The 17,193-nt window shown below is 63.0% G+C and carries 15 protein-coding genes and 3 rRNA genes; 4 read left to right on the plus strand and 14 right to left on the minus strand.

Annotated features, from left to right (window positions below; all coding sequences use genetic code 11):
* Positions 1-81: 81 nt before the first annotated feature.
* A complete protein-coding gene (locus ACQP0C_RS28900) occupies positions 82-834 on the minus strand; it encodes a TIGR02234 family membrane protein (RefSeq protein WP_433724966.1) in 753 nt (250 codons plus the stop codon).
* Positions 831-2,387, minus strand: coding sequence for an anthranilate synthase component I (locus ACQP0C_RS28905; RefSeq protein WP_433724968.1), 1,557 nt, complete (start codon positions 2,385-2,387; stop codon positions 831-833). Before ACQP0C_RS28905 ends, ACQP0C_RS28900 begins: the two co-directional genes overlap by 4 nt.
* Before the next feature lie 296 nt (positions 2,388-2,683).
* Between ACQP0C_RS28905 and ACQP0C_RS28910 the strand changes: the two genes are divergently transcribed.
* From ACQP0C_RS28910 to ACQP0C_RS28920, 3 genes are all read left to right on the plus strand, one after another.
* On the plus strand, positions 2,684-3,148 hold the full coding sequence (locus tag ACQP0C_RS28910; RefSeq protein ID WP_433724970.1) for a peroxiredoxin: 465 nt from the start codon (positions 2,684-2,686) through the stop codon (positions 3,146-3,148).
* Between the two features lie 87 nt (positions 3,149-3,235).
* Entirely contained in the window at positions 3,236-3,826 is a 591-nt protein-coding gene (locus tag ACQP0C_RS28915; protein ID WP_433724972.1) for a permease, read from the plus strand.
* A gap of 226 nt (positions 3,827-4,052) precedes the next feature.
* Positions 4,053-4,502, plus strand: coding sequence for a MarR family winged helix-turn-helix transcriptional regulator (locus tag ACQP0C_RS28920; protein ID WP_433724974.1), 450 nt, complete (start codon positions 4,053-4,055; stop codon positions 4,500-4,502).
* A gap of 144 nt (positions 4,503-4,646) precedes the next feature.
* Here the strand turns inward: ACQP0C_RS28920 and hisI are convergent, their stop codons facing one another.
* From hisI to ACQP0C_RS28950, 6 genes are all read right to left on the minus strand, one after another.
* Positions 4,647-5,009 (minus strand): phosphoribosyl-AMP cyclohydrolase, encoded by a 363-nt coding sequence (gene hisI, locus ACQP0C_RS28925; protein ID WP_433724976.1) that lies wholly within the window; start codon positions 5,007-5,009, stop codon positions 4,647-4,649.
* 798 nt (positions 5,010-5,807) lie between these two features.
* Entirely contained in the window at positions 5,808-5,969 is a 162-nt protein-coding gene (locus tag ACQP0C_RS28930) for a hypothetical protein (RefSeq protein ID WP_433724978.1), read from the minus strand.
* Positions 5,970-6,073: 104 nt separating this feature from the next.
* Entirely contained in the window at positions 6,074-6,847 is a 774-nt protein-coding gene (hisF, locus tag ACQP0C_RS28935) for an imidazole glycerol phosphate synthase subunit HisF (RefSeq protein ID WP_433679425.1), read from the minus strand.
* 44 nt (positions 6,848-6,891) lie between these two features.
* Positions 6,892-7,707 carry an inositol monophosphatase family protein gene (locus tag ACQP0C_RS28940; RefSeq protein ID WP_433724980.1) on the minus strand — a complete coding sequence of 272 codons (816 nt, stop codon included), beginning with the start codon at positions 7,705-7,707 and terminating at the stop codon, positions 6,892-6,894.
* An 8-nt stretch (positions 7,708-7,715) separates the two neighbouring features.
* Entirely contained in the window at positions 7,716-8,447 is a 732-nt protein-coding gene (gene priA / locus ACQP0C_RS28945) for a bifunctional 1-(5-phosphoribosyl)-5-((5-phosphoribosylamino)methylideneamino)imidazole-4-carboxamide isomerase/phosphoribosylanthranilate isomerase PriA (protein ID WP_433724982.1), read from the minus strand.
* A 62-nt stretch (positions 8,448-8,509) separates the two neighbouring features.
* Positions 8,510-8,962 carry a MarR family winged helix-turn-helix transcriptional regulator gene (locus ACQP0C_RS28950; protein ID WP_433724984.1) on the minus strand — a complete coding sequence of 151 codons (453 nt, stop codon included), beginning with the start codon at positions 8,960-8,962 and terminating at the stop codon, positions 8,510-8,512.
* Positions 8,963-9,061: 99 nt separating this feature from the next.
* Here ACQP0C_RS28950 and ACQP0C_RS28955 point away from each other — a divergent pair, with 99 nt between their 5' ends.
* Positions 9,062-9,592: a nuclear transport factor 2 family protein gene (locus ACQP0C_RS28955; protein ID WP_433724986.1), complete on the plus strand. Its 531-nt coding sequence runs from the start codon at positions 9,062-9,064 to the stop codon at positions 9,590-9,592.
* On the opposite strand, the gene ACQP0C_RS28960 is transcribed toward ACQP0C_RS28955, so the two are convergent.
* From ACQP0C_RS28960 to hisB, 6 genes are all read right to left on the minus strand, one after another.
* Entirely contained in the window at positions 9,589-10,116 is a 528-nt protein-coding gene (locus tag ACQP0C_RS28960; protein ID WP_433724988.1) for a hypothetical protein, read from the minus strand. The genes ACQP0C_RS28955 and ACQP0C_RS28960 overlap by 4 nt on opposite strands.
* Before the next feature lie 164 nt (positions 10,117-10,280).
* A 5S ribosomal RNA gene (gene rrf, locus ACQP0C_RS28965) occupies positions 10,281-10,397 on the minus strand.
* Between the two features lie 131 nt (positions 10,398-10,528).
* Positions 10,529-13,659, minus strand: a 23S ribosomal RNA gene (locus ACQP0C_RS28970).
* A gap of 324 nt (positions 13,660-13,983) precedes the next feature.
* Positions 13,984-15,500: ribosomal RNA gene (locus ACQP0C_RS28975) — 16S ribosomal RNA — on the minus strand.
* The 16S, 23S and 5S rRNA genes sit together here, the layout of an rRNA operon.
* Before the next feature lie 438 nt (positions 15,501-15,938).
* The gene (hisH, locus tag ACQP0C_RS28980) at positions 15,939-16,574 is read right to left on the minus strand and encodes an imidazole glycerol phosphate synthase subunit HisH (RefSeq protein ID WP_433679431.1); all 636 of its coding nucleotides are present in this window, start codon (positions 16,572-16,574) and stop codon (positions 15,939-15,941) included.
* Positions 16,571-17,185 (minus strand): imidazoleglycerol-phosphate dehydratase HisB, encoded by a 615-nt coding sequence (gene hisB, locus ACQP0C_RS28985; protein ID WP_433724990.1) that lies wholly within the window; start codon positions 17,183-17,185, stop codon positions 16,571-16,573. Before hisB ends, hisH begins: the two co-directional genes overlap by 4 nt.
* Positions 17,186-17,193: the final 8 nt, after the last annotated feature.

A 17,193-nucleotide genomic window follows, 5' to 3' on the forward strand; every position in this document is an offset into this window, starting at 1 on the left:
CCCAGGCGCTGTCTCACCGATGCTGACAAAGAATAATTGGCTGCTTGTGGCGCAACTGCGCCGGGGCTTGTAGTCATCTGCTCAGGCACCCCCACTCCCGGATTTGCCCTGATCATGATCGGGCGTGTCGACGGCCGCGGTGGGCCCGGGCGCTTCCTCGGTCGGGTCGGTGCCCGCGTCCAATGCGTCCCAGAGCACTCGCTCGGAGAGCTGGCCGGGTGTCGCGTCCGCGTCATCGGTGCGCTGGCGCGTCACCTGCTCGGTGGCCGCGGCGCGGCGGAACACCGGATTGTCGTACTTGCCCGATAAGCGGGCGGTGTCCTGCGGCATGCGGGCCAGCAGGACTCCGGCCGTAAAGGCGGCCAGCGCTCCCACCAGCGAAAGCACGGCCGGGAACTGGTGGGTGACCACCTCGGTGACGGTCGCGCGGCCCGGTAGCTCCGCCAGGGTGGCCGCACGCGCCGCGGTCGCACCGGATCTGGTCAAGAGGGCGAAGGCGGGCACGGCGGTCACCGCCGCCGCCAAACCGATGAGTACGCCGACCATGCGCCGCAGCCAGCCGCGGGTGGCCAGCACCGCAGCGATGGCGGCGAGCAGCACCAGGGCCAGTGGCGTGAGCGCGCCGAACCAGACCCCGCCGTTGAGTTTGTCGGTGCGCGGTTCGGTGAGGCCATCGGTGGACGAGACGGTTACCCAGGTCATCCGGGACGAGCCCCACAGCGCCGCCGCCGCGATGGCGAGCAGGACGATCGCACCGACCGGATACTTGCGCTTCGGGGGTTCGACACCCGCCGGTGCCGCCGAATCGATATCGCCGGATTCCGAGCCGGTCATTGCGCGCCGCCGTCCGCGGAGGTCGGCGCGCCGTAGGCCCGCACGGTTTTCGCGGCCGCCACCGCGCGCAGCACTGCCATCGCCTTATTGCGGGATTCGACATCCTCATAGTCCGGATCCGAATCCGCGACGATGCCCGCACCCGCCTGGACGAAGGCCGTGCCGTCCTTCAGCAGTGCGGTGCGAATGGCGATCGCGGTATCCGCGTCACCCGCGAAGTCGAGGTAGCCGACGACGCCGCCGTAGACGCCGCGGCGGGTGGGCTCGAGTTCCTCGATGAGCTCCATCGCGCGCACCTTCGGCGCGCCCGACAGTGTGCCCGCGGGGAAGCAGGCACGCACCGCGTCCAGCGCGATCTTGCCCGGCGCGAGGCGGCCCGAGACCGTCGAGACCAGATGCATGACATGGCTGTAGCGCTCGATATGCCGGTATTCGGTGACCCGCACCGTGCCCGGCTGGCAGACCCGCCCCAGATCGTTGCGGCCGAGATCGACGAGCATCAAATGCTCGGCGTTCTCCTTCTCGTCGGCCAGCAGCCCCTTCTCCAGCAGCAGATCGTCCTCCTCGGTGGCACCGCGCCACCTGGTTCCCGCGATCGGATGTGTCGTTGCCACCCCCTCTTTCACGGTAACCAGCGATTCCGGGCTGGAGCCGACGATGGAGAAGGCGGTGCCGCCGTCGCTGTCCGGGATGTGGATCAGGTACATGTACGGACTCGGGTTGGACGCGCGCAGCATCCGGTAGAGGTCAACGGGTGCGCCGTCGTAGTCCATTTCGAAGCGCTGGGAGAGCACCACCTGAAATGCCTCGCCCGCCTCGATCTCCTTGACCAGGCGGCGCACCCCGGCACCGAACTCATCGGTGGTGCGGCGGCGGATGTACTCCGGGTCGGGCTGATCGAAGACCGATACGGTGGACTCCGAGGGGGCGGCCAGCGCCGCGGTCATCCGGTCCAGCCGGGCCACCGCGTCGTCATAGGCCTGGTCGACGCGTTCGGCGGTGCCATTCCAGTTGACCGCGTTGGCGATGAGCGTGATCGCGCCCTCGTGATGGTCGAAGGCCGCGAGATCGGTGGCCAGCAGCAGCACCATCTCCGGCAGCCGCAGATCGTCGACGGCGAGGGCGGGCAGCCGCTCCATTCGGCGCACCGCGTCGTAGCCGAGGTAGCCGACCATGCCGCCGGTCAGCGGGGGCAGGCCGGGCAGCCGCTCGGTCCGCAGCAACTGCAGGGTTTCGCGCAGCGCGACCAGCGGATCGCCACCGGAGGGTGCGTCCACCGGGGTGTTGCCGAGCCAGGCCGCTTCGCCGTCCACGACGGTGAGCGCGGACGGGCTGCCGGCGCCGATGAACGACCAGCGCGACCAGGACCGCCCGGTCTCCGCGGACTCGAACAGGAAGGTGCCGGCCCGGTCTGCGGCCAGCTTTCGGTAGGCCGACAGCGGAGTTTCCGAGTCCGCCAGCACCTTTCGGGTCACCGGAACCACTCGGTGCTCCGCGGCCAGGAGGTGGAACTGTTCGCGGGTCGTGGTGGTGGGAGTGGACGCGCCAGGCATGGGTCCATCATCCCAGGCGGGTCCGACACTCTTGTCGGCGCGTCCCACCCCTCCTTACCGACTGTCCGGTTCACACGCGCTGTAGGGGCTGGTGACCGGCGTCACCACACTCGCCGCGTTCGATCTCACACGGTTTCCATTCCGAGAGGAGACACGATGTACCCCTCGCAAGAATCCGGAGGTCGCCGCGCTGATCGGCGGCTAGTGGAAAACGTCCCCGTCATCCCGGCCACCGGCTTGACGGGGACCTGACGCTGGGGCGGCAAACCGACCTCACGCCCGGTACTGTCCCCAGTATGAAGACAGGTCAGCTCGCCCCCGAGTTCGAGCTTCCCGATCAATCCGGCACCTCGCGTTCGCTCGACGCCCTGCTCGCGAACGGCCCGCTCGTGCTGTTCTTCTACCCCGCCGCGAATACGCCGGTCTGCACGGCGGAGGCCTGCCACTTCCGTGATCTGTCCGCCGAATTCGCCGCCCTCGGCGCGTCGTGTGTCGGCATCAGCACCGACGGTGTCGACACCCAGGCCGGATTCGCCGCCAAGCAGAACCTCGGATATCCCCTGCTCTCCGACGCCGACGGCAAGGTCGCCGCGGCCTTCGGCGTGAAGCGCGGATTGCTGGGCAAACTCGCTCCGGTCAAGCGGCAGACGTTCGTGATCGACCGGGATCGCAAGATCGCCACGGTGATCACCGGCGAACTACGCGCCAATGTGCACGCGGACGAGGCACTGAAGTTCCTGCGTGAGCGCGCGCTGCAGTAGCCGGTAAGCACTGTTCGCGGCTGCCGCCGCGAAAAACACCAGGTCCATCGCCATCGATCTCCTGGTTGCCGGGCATACGCTGAATTCATGACTTCGAGCGAGGTTCGGCCGGACGGTCAGAAATCCACGCTGGCCACGTGGCGCACTCGGATCATCGCCGCAGTGGTGGTCATCGCCGTTGTGGTCGTCGCCTACTTCATTCTGGCGGCGTTCATTCCGCGCTGGTGGGCGCAGCGCATCGCCGAGCTGGTGAACGGCAGTTTCAGCAAGGGCATCGGCTGGGGCCTGGTCTACGGCTTGCTCTGCACCGCGCTCCCATTGTTCCTGATGCTGTTCGCCGCGATGATCTGGAAGCGCCGGGCCGGGAAGTTCATCGCGGGCGCCGCCGCATTGCTCGCGGTGATCCTCGCGATTCCGAATCTGATGACCCTATCGATCGTGCTCGGCAACAACAACGCCGCTCACGCCGGTCAGCGGATCCTCGATGTCGACGCCCCCGCCTTCCGCGGCGCGTCGCTGGTCGGCGCGATCGCGGCGGCGGTCATTTTCCTCGCCTCGGTATCCCTGATCTACGGGCGTCGGTGGCGGCGCAAGCACCCCGGCAAGCAGTCGGTGCCGCCCGAACCATCGCCGCCCGCCGCGGCCCCGCAAACGCCGACAGTTACTCAGGACACTTAGCCGACCCGCCAATCGGTCTTTGTGAGTGACCTCACGTCGCACACCAAGTTCATGACGGTCGAGCGAAGTCGTGGCAAACTCATTTAAGCGAGTGGCTGTGAATATGCTTTTCATTAATCGCTAGGCTCACTAACAAGAACACGTCACTTGGCTCGAAAGAAGGCACCCAGTGACGAAGTGGCTCGACCCGGACGAACAACGAGCTTGGCGCGCGATCGTTGCGCTGATGACACGTCTACCAGGCGCTTTGGATACCCAGCTGCAGCGCGAATCCGGGGTCACGCATTTCGAATACTGGGTGCTCACACTGTTATCGGAAGAGCCGGGCCACCGACTGCAGATGAGTGAGCTTGCCCACAAGGCAAATGCATCGCTATCGCGACTGTCCCATGTGGTGTCGAAGCTGGAGCGAATGGGCTGGGCGCAACGGTCAGCAACCACCGGACGCCGCGGTGTGCACGCGGTACTCACCGACGACGGCTACTCGAAGGTCGTCGAAGCGGCACCCGGTTATCTGGATGCGGTGCGCCAGTTGGTATTCGACGGTCTCGAGGCCGGACAAACAGCGCAACTCGCCGATCTGAGCGAGCTACTCGCCACCCAGCTCATCGACACCCTGAACGAGTCCGGCGGACGGTCGACGACGGTCGAGGAGCCCGATCAACCGAATCCCTAGGAGCCACACCAGATTCGGGCACTATGCGCGCCCCGGGCACGAAAATACGACCGCGATGAACGTGGTGGTGCCGACCGAATCGCGGTGCGCGAGTTCATCACTGGCGCGTCCCCGCTCGGTCTGCTGGGGCTCGGAAACTCGAGCTCAGTCGTCGGCGACCAGCAGGTTGTCGGCGAGCAGCAGATCGGAATCGAAGCAGGTGTGGGTGCCGGTGTGGCAGGCCGCGCCCTCCTGGTCGACGACCAACAGAATGGTGTCGCCGTCGCAGTCGAGGCGGACCTCGTGCACGTACTGGGTGTGGCCGGAGGTCTCGCCCTTGACCCAGTACTGCTGGCGAGATCGCGAATAGTAGGTCGCCTTACGGGTTTCCAGCGTGCGGGCCAGCGCCTCGTCGTCCATCCAGGCAACCATCAGCACATCGCCGGTCCCGCGCTCCTGCGCGACCACGGCGACGAGTCCGGCGTCATTGCGCTCGAGCCGGGCGGCGATGGTGGGGTCGAGAGTCATGTCACCGTTATACAGGGCCGCGGCCGCTGTTCCGCACGCGCCCAGCGAATCGGCAATTTGTCGCGCTCGAAGCAATTGTTCGTACCGACGTAGGCGAATTACGCCGAATTCAATTCTTACGGCAGTAGGTGGCAACCCGACATTTCAGAAGTTACCTATGTCGTCGCAGATTCGTACCCATTGCAGGTGCCCCTCGGACACTACCGCGGCGTTGCTGTCGGGATGCCTACCGCTCGTAGGTTCTGGGGGCGCCGCAATCTGCCCCCCGCAGGAGCGAGCAAACCTATTGGCTGCCCGCACTTCGCCCGCTATCGTCAGCGCATCGCTGGGACACCCCACACGGCACCTGGTTGGCCCTGCCGTCGTTCCGGCCAACCGGGTTGCCGCCCCTGGCCCAAGCTCCGGCGCACGCCGGGCCCGGTCACGAACATGCAGGCTACTGATGCGGCCCTTCGCGAACTGTTCTTCACGACCGTGACCACTCCCAACAGACAGCCCCGCTGCCCACCGGACCTGGACCACCGCGCCGAGACCGCAAGGCCGACGAAATCGAGGCGTGCACCCGCTTGGTGGGCACGATGCCTACCACGATCAGCGCCGAATCCGCCAAAGATGCACTGTGCAAACTGGATTCGATGCACGACGGCCTGCCTAAGGGCCGAGGCCAGTCGCCGCCTGACCGAGAAAAGTACGAATGAGGTTGCGCCGAAGCAGGTTCCGCACCGGCTCGACCAGCTCGTCCTGTCGCAGCTGACTCAACCGCTGAAGATGCACGAAGATCACAGCTGGCTCCAGCGATCATTCCTCGGGCAGCGGAATCAATTCGAGATGTTCGGCCGCAGCCTTTTTGGTGCAGGTGGTCCGACCGGTCACCAGGTTCACCCCGCCACGGTGGGCGACCAGCCACTTGCCGCAGACACAGCGCAGATAGCGAACCGAGCCATGCGTCGACACCAGCATCGGCGAGGGCCAAGAGCATGAGGGACACATGGCGGACATGGTCGCCAAGCCTGGGGAAGTATCGAGCAGATAGCAATCACCGCCCCGGCGTGGCGGCCGAAATGTTAACGCACCACGATATGTTCAGCGCGCATGGCGGCCTTGACCTGGGGGATGGTCAGGTCGCCGAAGTGGAAGACGCTGGCGGCCAGGACCGCATCCGCTCCGGCGTGCACGGCGGGCGCGAAGTGTTCGATCGCACCCGCTCCACCGCTGGCGATCACCGGTACCGATACCGCCTCGCGCACGGCCTTGATCATCGGCAGATCGAAACCGGCCTTCGTGCCATCCGCATCCATCGAGTTGAGCAGGATCTCGCCGACGCCGAGTTCGGCTCCGCGCACCGCCCATTCGACGGCGTCGATGCCGGTGCCGCGCTTGCCGCCGTGCGTGGTGACCTCCCAGCCGGAGGGAGTGTCGGGCTGGCCCTCGGGAACGGTGCGCGCGTCCACCGACAGCACGATGCACTGGGAACCGAAGCGCTCGGACATTTCACGCAATACCTCGGGACGTGCGATGGCCGCGGTGTTCACCGACACCTTGTCCGCACCCGCACGCAGCAGCCGGTCCACATCGTCTACCGTGCGCACACCGCCGCCGACGGTGAGCGGGATGAAAATCTGCTCGGCCGTTCGGGTCACGACATCGATCATGGTGCCGCGGTCACCGGTGGAGGCGGTGACGTCGAGAAAGGTCAGCTCGTCGGCGCCCTGCAAGTCGTAGGCGGCGGCGAGTTCGACGGGATCGCCCGCATCGCGCAGGTTTTCGAAGTTGACGCCCTTGACCACCCGGCCCGCATCGACATCCAGGCACGGAATTACGCGCACCGCCAATGTCATCGGCTCATCCTTCCTCGAAGCTTGCCGTGTCCCGTCGCGCAGCCTCACGCATCGTCGGCGACCGTGCAAATCATTTCCAGCAATTCCTCGTGCACCCCGGGCGCGGCGGCCAGCACCGACCCCGAGGTAATGGTCCACGGCGCACCCGCCAGATCGGTCACCACACCACCCGCCGCGCGCACCAGCGCCACACCCGCCGCGTTGTCCCACGGATGGTGCCCGAAGACGATCGCGCCGCCGAGCACACCGGATGCGGTGAACGCGAGGTCGATACCGGTGGAACCGTGCATGCGCACCCGCGAGGACAACCGGCTCAGCGGACCGAGCAGGTCGAAACGGAATCGGCCGGGAATGCGCCCCGCGGAATCCACATTGAACGCGCCGAACCCGATCATCGCCTCGCCCAGCTTGCTGTGCGGCAGCCGCGGCAGCGGTTCGCCGTTGAGCAGTACCGGACCGGTGGCGGCCGCCGCATAACGCTGGCCGAGCAAGGGCAGCCAGGTCAGCCCGAGCAGCGGCTCCCCGTCGTGCACCAGCGCGAGCAGCATGCCCGAGAGGGGATGTCCCGATGAGTAATTGAAGGTGCCGTCGATCGGGTCGAGCACCCACGCGGTGCCGGAGGTGAGCTGCGGTCCGCCGAATTCCTCACCGTGCACCTCGATTCCGGTGCGCTGTTCGAGTTGGGCGGAGATGGTGCGTTCCAGCTCGAGATCGAGTTCGGTCGCGAAGTCGTTGCGGCCCTTGGCCACCGCACTCGGCGCGCCGACCCCCTCGACGAAACGAGGGCTGGCCGCGTCGAGAATATCGCTCGCGACGTCGAGCAGCGCCGGTAGTTCGGTGTCGAGGCGGTTGGCGGTCATCGAAGCGATCAGCGCACCGCGGCCAGCGCCTCGGGCAGCGTGAAGCGACCCGCGTACAGCGCCTTGCCGACGATCGAACCCTCGACACCCTCGGGAACCAGTTCGGCGATGGCGATCAGATCCTCGATGGTGGAGACGCCGCCGGAGGCGATGACCGGCGCATCGGTCGCGGCGCACACTTCGCGCAGCAGGTCCAGGTTGGGGCCGGTGAGGGTGCCGTCCTTGGTCACATCGGTGACCACATAGCGCGAGCAGCCGTCGCGTTCGAGGCGCTCGAGCACCTCCCACAGATCGCCGCCGTCGCTGACCCAGCCGCGACCGCGCAGCCGGTGTTCACCGTCGATGATCCGCACGTCGAGGCCGACGGCGATGCGCTCGCCGTGCTTGGCGATGGCGCGGGCGCACCACTGCGGATCCTCCAGCGCGGCGGTGCCGAGGTTGACCCGGGAACAGCCGGTGGCCAGCGCGGCCTCCAGGGATTCGTCATCGCGAATGCCACCGGACAGCTCCACCCGCACGTCGAGTTCACCGACGACATCGGCCAGCAGTTCCCGGTTGGAGCCGCGCCCGAATGCCGCGTCGAGATCGACCAGATGCACCCACTCCGCACCGGCCTCCTGCCAGGCGAGCGCCGCGTCGCGCGGGGAGCCGTAGTTGGTTTCGCTGCCCGCCTCCCCCTGAACCAGGCGCACGGCCTCTCCATTGGCGACATCGACAGCAGGTAGCAGCACAAGACTCACGGATGCAGTTTAGTTGCTCGCTCCGCGTGCCCTACCCCCGGCCTGCGGAAATACCGGTGCGGTCAGTCGCGGGCGTGATCATCGAGGATGCGGGTGAGCAGCCGGACGAGTTCGCGGCGCTCGGCTGCCGAGAGGGCGGCCAGCAACTCGTCTTGGGCGCCTTCTATGCGGTGGTCCAGTTCGGCCAGGTGGCGGGTGCCGGCCTTGGTAATGGTGACGATATTGCGGCGGCGGTCGCCCGGGTCCGGACTGCGTTCGATGAGACCTCGCTCGGCCAGATCATTCAGCGCCGCGACGATATCGCTGCGATCGATGCGGGTGCGTCGGCCCAGATCTGCCTGGCTGGCGGGGCCGAATTCGTCGAGCGTGGTGAGCAGGGCGTAGTGATAGCGGCGTGATCCGGTCGCGTCGAAGGCGCGCTCGGTCGCCCGGTTGGCCAGGATGGCCACCTGGTTCACCAGTCGGGTGGGCAGCGCGCGCAGCCTGCCGGGGGTGTCCTCGTGCGCGATCTCCATGCGTCAAATGTAGCAACACTTGTTGGTGACACCCACAATCTGTTACGTTGGCTCCACCAACGTTGGAGTGACCAATATTTAATGCGAAAGGTTCGACCGATGAACAAGATCCGCCGTCTCCTCCCCCTCGCCGCCCTGCCGCTGGCCCTCGTCGCCGCCTGCGCGAGCGCCACCGCCAAGGACGACACGACCCAGCGCCAACTCCGAGAGCTGGTGGACCGCACTGAGATCACCGCATTGGTCGACCGCTTGGGCCGCGTCTTGGACGAAGGACGGTTCGACGACTTCCGTGCGATCTACACCGCCGACGCGACCGCCAAAACCCCCGGCGGCCGGGCCGATGGCGTCGACGCGCTGATCGCGCAGGCCAGCCGGAATCACTCCGATGACAAGCGCGTTCAGCACTTCATCAGCAATGTGATCGTCAATCTGGGTAGCGGCACCGCCGAGGTGCGGGCGAATCTCATCGCCACCTTCAGCCCCGCCGCGACCGCCGAACCGCGGATCGCGCCGGAGCCGCAATTCACCCTCGGCGAGGTCTACCGCTTCGATGCCGTCCGTACCGCCGATGGCTGGCGACTGTCCCGAGTGGAGACGACGCCGGTGTGGTCCACAGGCATCCAACCCTAGGCCGGTTCTTCGAACCGCTCGTCGGCCTTGGCGAGAATCCGTGTGCGATAACAACTCAGCGTGGCGGCGACCGCGAATACCGCGGTCGCCAGGGCCACTGCTATCCTGACCCACTCGCCCACCTGGAATTCGGTTGCCGCGCTCTCGATTTCGGCGAGACTGTGCCGGGAACGCTCGTCGAACAGGATCGTCGCGCGCGGCCACAGATAGAGGATCGACAGCAGGAACTGCCCGCTGATGAGCGAAATCATCGATGCGACGACCCATCCCCGCGCGAGGCGGTACCGGAGCGCCACCACACACGCGATCAGCGCGCACACCGTCAGCACGCCGCCGAGCGGGCGCATGACATCGCCGACCGCGACCTCGCTCATGAACTGCTGGGTCTGTGCCAGCGAATCGGGCACATCGCGAAAGATATTGGGGTACAGCATGATCGTCTCGGTGAGAGAGGCCGCGAAGGCGAAACTCGCGACCGCGGCGTAGACCCCGATGACGGTCAGCGTAACCGTGACGGACCTCATGGTGACCTCCTCCCACGACCGTAGGCCCGGGCCTCGGCGCTGCGGATCCGGAAGCAACCCCCATATCCAGGAATCCGAAGTCGGGGTCCACCCGGAGAATCACCACTACCTGCGCGACAACGCAGAAAGGCCCCCAACTGTGTTGGGGGCCTTTCGCAAGGATGTTCCGGCGGTGTCCTACTCTCCCACACCCTGTCGAGTGCAGTACCATCGGCGCTGGTGGCCTTAGCTTCCGGGTTCGGAATGGGACCGGGCGTTTCCCCACCGCTATAGCCGCCGTAACTCTATGAAACTATCCACAGACAGCCCAGAAAACCCCCACAACCCCCCTGTCGGGGGGTCGGTAGTGTTTCCTGTCTACCTGTATCTGTGTGTTGTTTCAGATACCGCACAGTGGACGCGTAGCTTCTTTGTTGGTAAGTCCTCGGCCGATTAGTACCAGTCACCTACACCCGTTACCGGGCTTCCAGTTCTGGCCTATCAACCCCATGGTCTGTGGGGGGCCTTAACCACTCAAAGGTGGTGAGAAACCTCATCTTGGAACAGGCTTCCCGCTTAGATGCTTTCAGCGGTTATCCCTTCCGAACGTAGCTAACCAGCAGTGCCCTTGGCAGGACAACTGGCACACCAGAGGTTCGTCCGTCCCGGTCCTCTCGTACTAGGGACAGCCTTCCTCAAGTTTCTGACGCGCGCGGCGGATAGAGACCGAACTGTCTCACGACGTTCTAAACCCAGCTCGCGTGCCGCTTTAATGGGCGAACAGCCCAACCCTTGGGACCTACTCCAGCCCCAGGATGCGACGAGCCGACATCGAGGTGCCAAACCATCCCGTCGATATGGACTCTTGGGGAAGATCAGCCTGTTATCCCCGGGGTACCTTTTATCCGTTGAGCGACACCGCTTCCACTTGCCGGTGCCGGATCACTAGTCCCGACTTTCGTCCCTGCTCGAGCTGTCACTCTCACAGTCAAGCTCCCTTGTGCACTTGCACTCGACACCTGATTGCCAACCAGGCTGAGGGAACCTTTGGGCGCCTCCGTTACATTTTAGGAGGCAACCGCCCCAGTTAAACTACCCACCAGGCACTGTCCCTGAACCAGATCATGGTCCGAGGTTAGAAGTCCAATACGACCAGAGTGGTATTTCAACGACGACTCCACACACACTGGCGTGCATGCTTCACAGTCTCCCACCTATCCTACACAAACCGTACCGAACACCAATACCAAGCTATAGTGAAGGTCCCGGGGTCTTTTCGTCCTGCCGCGCGTAACGAGCATCTTTACTCGTAATGCAATTTCGCCGAGTCTGTGGTTGAGACAGCAGAGAAGTCGTTACGCCATTCGTGCAGGTCGGAACTTACCCGACAAGGAATTTCGCTACCTTAGGATGGTTATAGTTACCACCGCCGTTTACCGGGGCTTAAATTCTCAGCTTCGCGCCGAAACGCTAACCGGTCCTCTTAACCTTCCGGCACCGGGCAGGCGTCAGTCCGTATACATCGTCTTACGACTTCGCACGGACCTGTGTTTTTAGTAAACAGTCGCTTCTCTCTGGTCTCTGCGACCCAACCCAGCTCCGAGAGTAAATCTCATCACCAGACCGGGTCCCCCTTCTCCCGAAGTTACGGGGGCATTTTGCCGAGTTCCTTAACCACAGTTCTCTCGATCGCCTCAGTATTCTCTACCTGACCACCTGTGTCGGTTTGGGGTACGGGCCGTGTACCAACTCACTAGAGGCTTTTCTCGGCAGCATAGGATCACTGAATTCACCTCAATCGGCTACGCATCACCTCTCAGGCACATGCTGTGCGGATTTGCCTACACAACGCCCTACAGGCTTACACCAGTACAACCACTGACTGGCCCAGCTACCTTCCTGCGTCACCCCATCGCTTGACTACTACACCCAGGATCCCATGCAGCCCCCTCCAGCTTCCCGAAGGAAGTCTTTTGGGTTTTGGATGGTTAGCACAGATGATTCGCCATTGGGCGCGGATACACGGGTACGGGAATATCAACCCGTTGTCCATCGACTACGCCTGTCGGCCTCGCCTTAGGTCCCGACTCACCCTGGGCGGATTAACCTGGCCCAGGAACCCTTGGTCATTCGGCGGACGAGTTTCTCACTCGTCTTTCGCTACTCATGCCTGCATTCTCACTCCCACAGCCTCCACAACTGGCTCACGCCGCTGCTTCCAAGGCTGTAGGACGCTCCCCTACCCATCCACACCACTGCACCGAAACCCGTAGGAAACGGCGGATGTATTGTGTGAATGCCGCGGCTTCGGCGGTGTACTTGAGCCCCGCTACATTGTCGGCGCAGAATCACTTGACCAGTGAGCTATTACGCACTCTTTCAAGGATGGCTGCTTCTAAGCCAACCTCCTGGTTGTCTTCGCGACTCCACATCCTTTTCCACTTAGTACACGCTTAGGGGCCTTAGCCGGCGATCTGGGCTGTTTCCCTCTCGACTACGAAGCTTATCCCCCGCAGTCTCACTGCCACGCTCTCACACACCGGCATTCGGAGTTTGGCTGATTTCGGTAAGCTTGTAGGCCCCCTAGACCATCCAGTAGCTCTACCTCCGGCGTGAAACACGTGACGCTGCACCTAAATGCATTTCGGGGAGAACCAGCTATCACGGAGTTTGATTGGCCTTTCACCCCTACCCACAGCTCATCCCCTCAGTTTTCAACCTAAGTGGGTTCGGGCCTCCACGACGTCTTACCGTCGCTTCACCCTGGCCATGGGTAGATCACTCCGCTTCGGGTCTAGAACACGCGACTACAACGCCCTATTCGGACTCGCTTTCGCTACGGCTACCCCACACGGGTTAACCTCGCCACATGCCACTAACTCGCAGGCTCATTCTTCAAAAGGCACGCCATCACCCACCACAACAAGTTGTGCGTAGGCCCTGACGGATTGTAAGCGCACGGTTTCAGGTACTATTTCACTCCCCTCCCGGGGTACTTTTCACCTTTCCCTCACGGTACTAGTCCGCTATCGGTCACCAGGGAGTATTCAGGCTTACCGGGTGGTCCCGGCAGATTCACAGCAGATTTCACGGGCCCGCTGCTACTCGGGCACCCACTACAACAGAGCACATGTTTTCACCTACCGGGCTATCACCGTCTACGGCGGGCCGTTCCAGACCACTTCGACTAACACGAACTTTTCTGACTGTTGCTCGACTCGGCAGAATCAAGAAAGTGAGCCCCACTACCCCAGCCAGACAACGACTGCCGTCTATCACATCTAACTGGTTTAGCCTCATCCGCTTTCGCTCGCCACTACTCACGGAATCACAATTGTTTTCTCTTCCTGTGGGTACTGAGATGTTTCACTTCCCCACGTTCCCTCCACACACCCTATATATTCAGATGCGGGTAACACGACATCACTCGTGCTGGGTTTCCCCATTCGGAAATCCTCGGATCTCAGCTCGGTTGACAGCTCCCCGAGGCTTATCGCAGCCTCCTACGTCCTTCATCGGCTCCTGGTGCCAAGGCATCCACCGTACGCTCTTAAACACTTACTAACAAAGATGCTCGCGTCCACTGTGCAGTTCTCAAACAACACACCCACATCGAACCGAATTCCCGACCACCAGAGTGAAAACCCCGAGGTATCAAAGAGATCCGAGCGGATCGTTATCTTGCCTGGAAAGAACGCCTGTTCTTTCAGGACCCAACAGTGTGTCGATATATCCACCACAGCTTCCGGACACAGCCGAAAACTCGATGCGATGAAGCTTGTCAGCGTTCCACCCATGAGCTTCCGCCGGACTACAGACGAGCCCGAAACGGTCTCTGACACAGTCGTTCTCGACTCTTCGAGCCGACCATGTAGAAGTGCTCCTTAGAAAGGAGGTGATCCAGCCGCACCTTCCGGTACGGCTACCTTGTTACGACTTCGTCCCAATCGCCAATCCCACCTTCGACGGCTCCCTCCACAAGGGTTAGGCCACCGGCTTCGGGTGTTACCGACTTTCATGACGTGACGGGCGGTGTGTACAAGGCCCGGGAACGTATTCACCGCAGCGTTGCTGATCTGCGATTACTAGCGACTCCAACTTCACGGGGTCGAGTTGCAGACCCCGATCCGAACTGAGACCGGCTTTAAGGGATTCGCTCCACCTCACGGTATCGCAGCCCTCTGTACCGGCCATTGTAGCATGTGTGAAGCCCTGGACATAAGGGGCATGATGACTTGACGTCGTCCCCACCTTCCTCCGAGTTGACCCCGGCAGTCTCTCACGAGTCCCCGCCATAACGCGCTGGCAACATAAGATAAGGGTTGCGCTCGTTGCGGGACTTAACCCAACATCTCACGACACGAGCTGACGACAGCCATGCACCACCTGTACACCGACCACAAGGGGGCCTACATCTCTGCAGGTTTCCGGTGTATGTCAAACCCAGGTAAGGTTCTTCGCGTTGCATCGAATTAATCCACATGCTCCGCCGCTTGTGCGGGCCCCCGTCAATTCCTTTGAGTTTTAGCCTTGCGGCCGTACTCCCCAGGCGGGGTACTTAATGCGTTAGCTACGGCACGGATCCCGTGGAAGGAAACCCACACCTAGTACCCACCGTTTACGGCGTGGACTACCAGGGTATCTAATCCTGTTCGCTACCCACGCTTTCGCTTCTCAGCGTCAGTTACTTCCCAGAGACCCGCCTTCGCCACCGGTGTTCCTCCTGATATCTGCGCATTTCACCGCTACACCAGGAATTCCAGTCTCCCCTGAAGTACTCTAGTCCGCCCGTATCGACCGCAAGCCCACCGTTGAGCGGTAGGTTTTCACGATCGACGCGACGAACCGCCTACAAGCTCTTTACGCCCAGTAATTCCGGACAACGCTCGCACCCTACGTATTACCGCGGCTGCTGGCACGTAGTTGGCCGGTGCTTCTTCTACAGGTACCGTCACTCACGCTTCGTCCCTGTCGAAAGAGGTTTACAACCCGAAGGCCGTCATCCCTCACGCGGCGTCGCTGCATCAGGCTTCCGCCCATTGTGCAATATTCCCCACTGCTGCCTCCCGTAGGAGTCTGGGCCGTGTCTCAGTCCCAGTGTGGCCGGTCACCCTCTCAGGTCGGCTACCCGTCGTCGCCTTGGTAGGCCATTACCCCACCAACAAGCTGATAGGCCGCGGGCCCATCCTGCACCGATAAATCTTTCCACCACAAGACATGCATCCCATGGTCATATCCGGTATTAGACCCAGTTTCCCAGGCTTATCCCGAAGTACAGGGCAGATCACCCACGTGTTACTCACCCGTTCGCCGCTCGTGTACCCCGAAGGGCCTTACCGCTCGACTTGCATGTGTTAAGCACGCCGCCAGCGTTCGTCCTGAGCCAGGATCAAACTCTCCGTTGAAGACTCTTGAAACAACCCCGAAAGGGGCGAATCAGAAGAATTAACCAGAGTCCGAAAACCATGGCAAAATCAAACGCCAGCAAAAGTATTTGCTGACTTAAATGTCCAGCCCCACCACACGGGGGTATGAGGAGCCGGAACCAAAATAATATTTGGCACTGACATTCATCGACACACTATTGAGTTCTCAAAGAACACACGCACATACTTTCACTCCGGAGTAAATCCGGTGCTTCTGTAAGGCAACTTGCTAAAGCTTAGCCCAGTCTATCCCCGACACAAAATCAGGGTTCGTCCGAACCAGTGTGATCGTCAGGCGCTCCTCGTCCTACCTCGTTTCCCAGGCCTTTCGGCTCCGGGTCGGTGTCCGTGTCGCTCTGACTCGAATAAAGTTACTTACCGGCGTGCACGATGTCAAATCGCCTGGCCAGCGGGTGTTTACAGCGAGTTGATCCAATTGCGGAGCAGCTGTGCGCCCGCATCACCGGACTTTTCGGGATGAAACTGCGTCGCCGACAGCGGTCCGTTCTCGACGGCCGCCAGGAATGGGACACCGTGTTCTGCCCAAGTGAGCTTCGGCGCGGCGAAGTGCTCGCTCGGCGGCAGGTCCCAAGTCTGCGCGGCATAGGAGTGCACGAAATAGAAACGCGTATCCCTGTCCATCCCCGCGAACAAGACACTGTCCGACGGGGCCGACACCGTGTTCCATCCCATGTGCGGCAGCACCGGAGCAGAAAGACGCTCCACCACACCGGGCCATTCCGCGCACCCATCGGTTTCGACACCGAACTCGACGCCGCGCTCGAACAGGATCTGCATACCGACGCAGATACCGAGCACCGGCCGAGCTCCGGCCAGCCGCTGGCCGATGATGCGATCACCCTTTACCGCACGCAGTCCCGCCATGCACGCGGCGAATGCGCCGACGCCGGGGACGACCAGTCCATCGGCGGCGAGCGCGATACCGGCATCGGCGGTCACCTCGACACTCGCACCCGCACGGATCAGCGCGCGCTGCGCCGAGTGCAGGTTGCCCGAACCGTAGTCGAGCAGCGCGACAGATTTGGTGCTCACAGCGTCCCCTTCGTCGAAGGCACACCGCTCACCCGCGGGTCCAGTTCGACGGCGGCGCGCAAAGCCCGTGCCACCGCCTTGAATTCGGCCTCGGTGATGTGGTGCTGGTCACGGCCGTAGAGAACACGCACGTGCAGGGCGATGCGGGCGTTGAGTGCGATCGATTCGAAGACGTGGCGGTTGAGGACGGTGGAATACGGCGCACCCGGTCCGGAACCCGGAATCACCGTGTGCAGCAGGTGGTCGGGTTCGCCGGTGTGCACGCAGTACGGGCGGCCGGAGACGTCCACGGCGGCGTGCGCCATGGTCTCGTCCATCGGAATGAACGCGTCACCAAAGCGGCGAATGCCGGACTTATCGCCCAGCGCCTGGCCCAGCGCCTGGCCGAACACAATGGCGGTGTCCTCGACGGTGTGGTGCGCCTCGATCTCGATATCACCCTCGGCGCGCACCGTCAGATCGAAGCTGGCGTGCGCGCCGAGCGCGGTCAGCATGTGGTCGTAGAACGGCACGCCGGTGGCGATATCGGTCTTTCCGGTGCCGTCCAGGTCCAGTTCGACGACGATATTGGATTCCTTGGTGACGCGCTCCACCCGCGCGGTGCGATTCATTGCTGGTT

The sequence above is a fragment of the Nocardia sp. CA-129566 genome (assembly GCF_050956075.1).
Lineage (GTDB): Bacteria > Actinomycetota > Actinomycetes > Mycobacteriales > Mycobacteriaceae > Nocardia.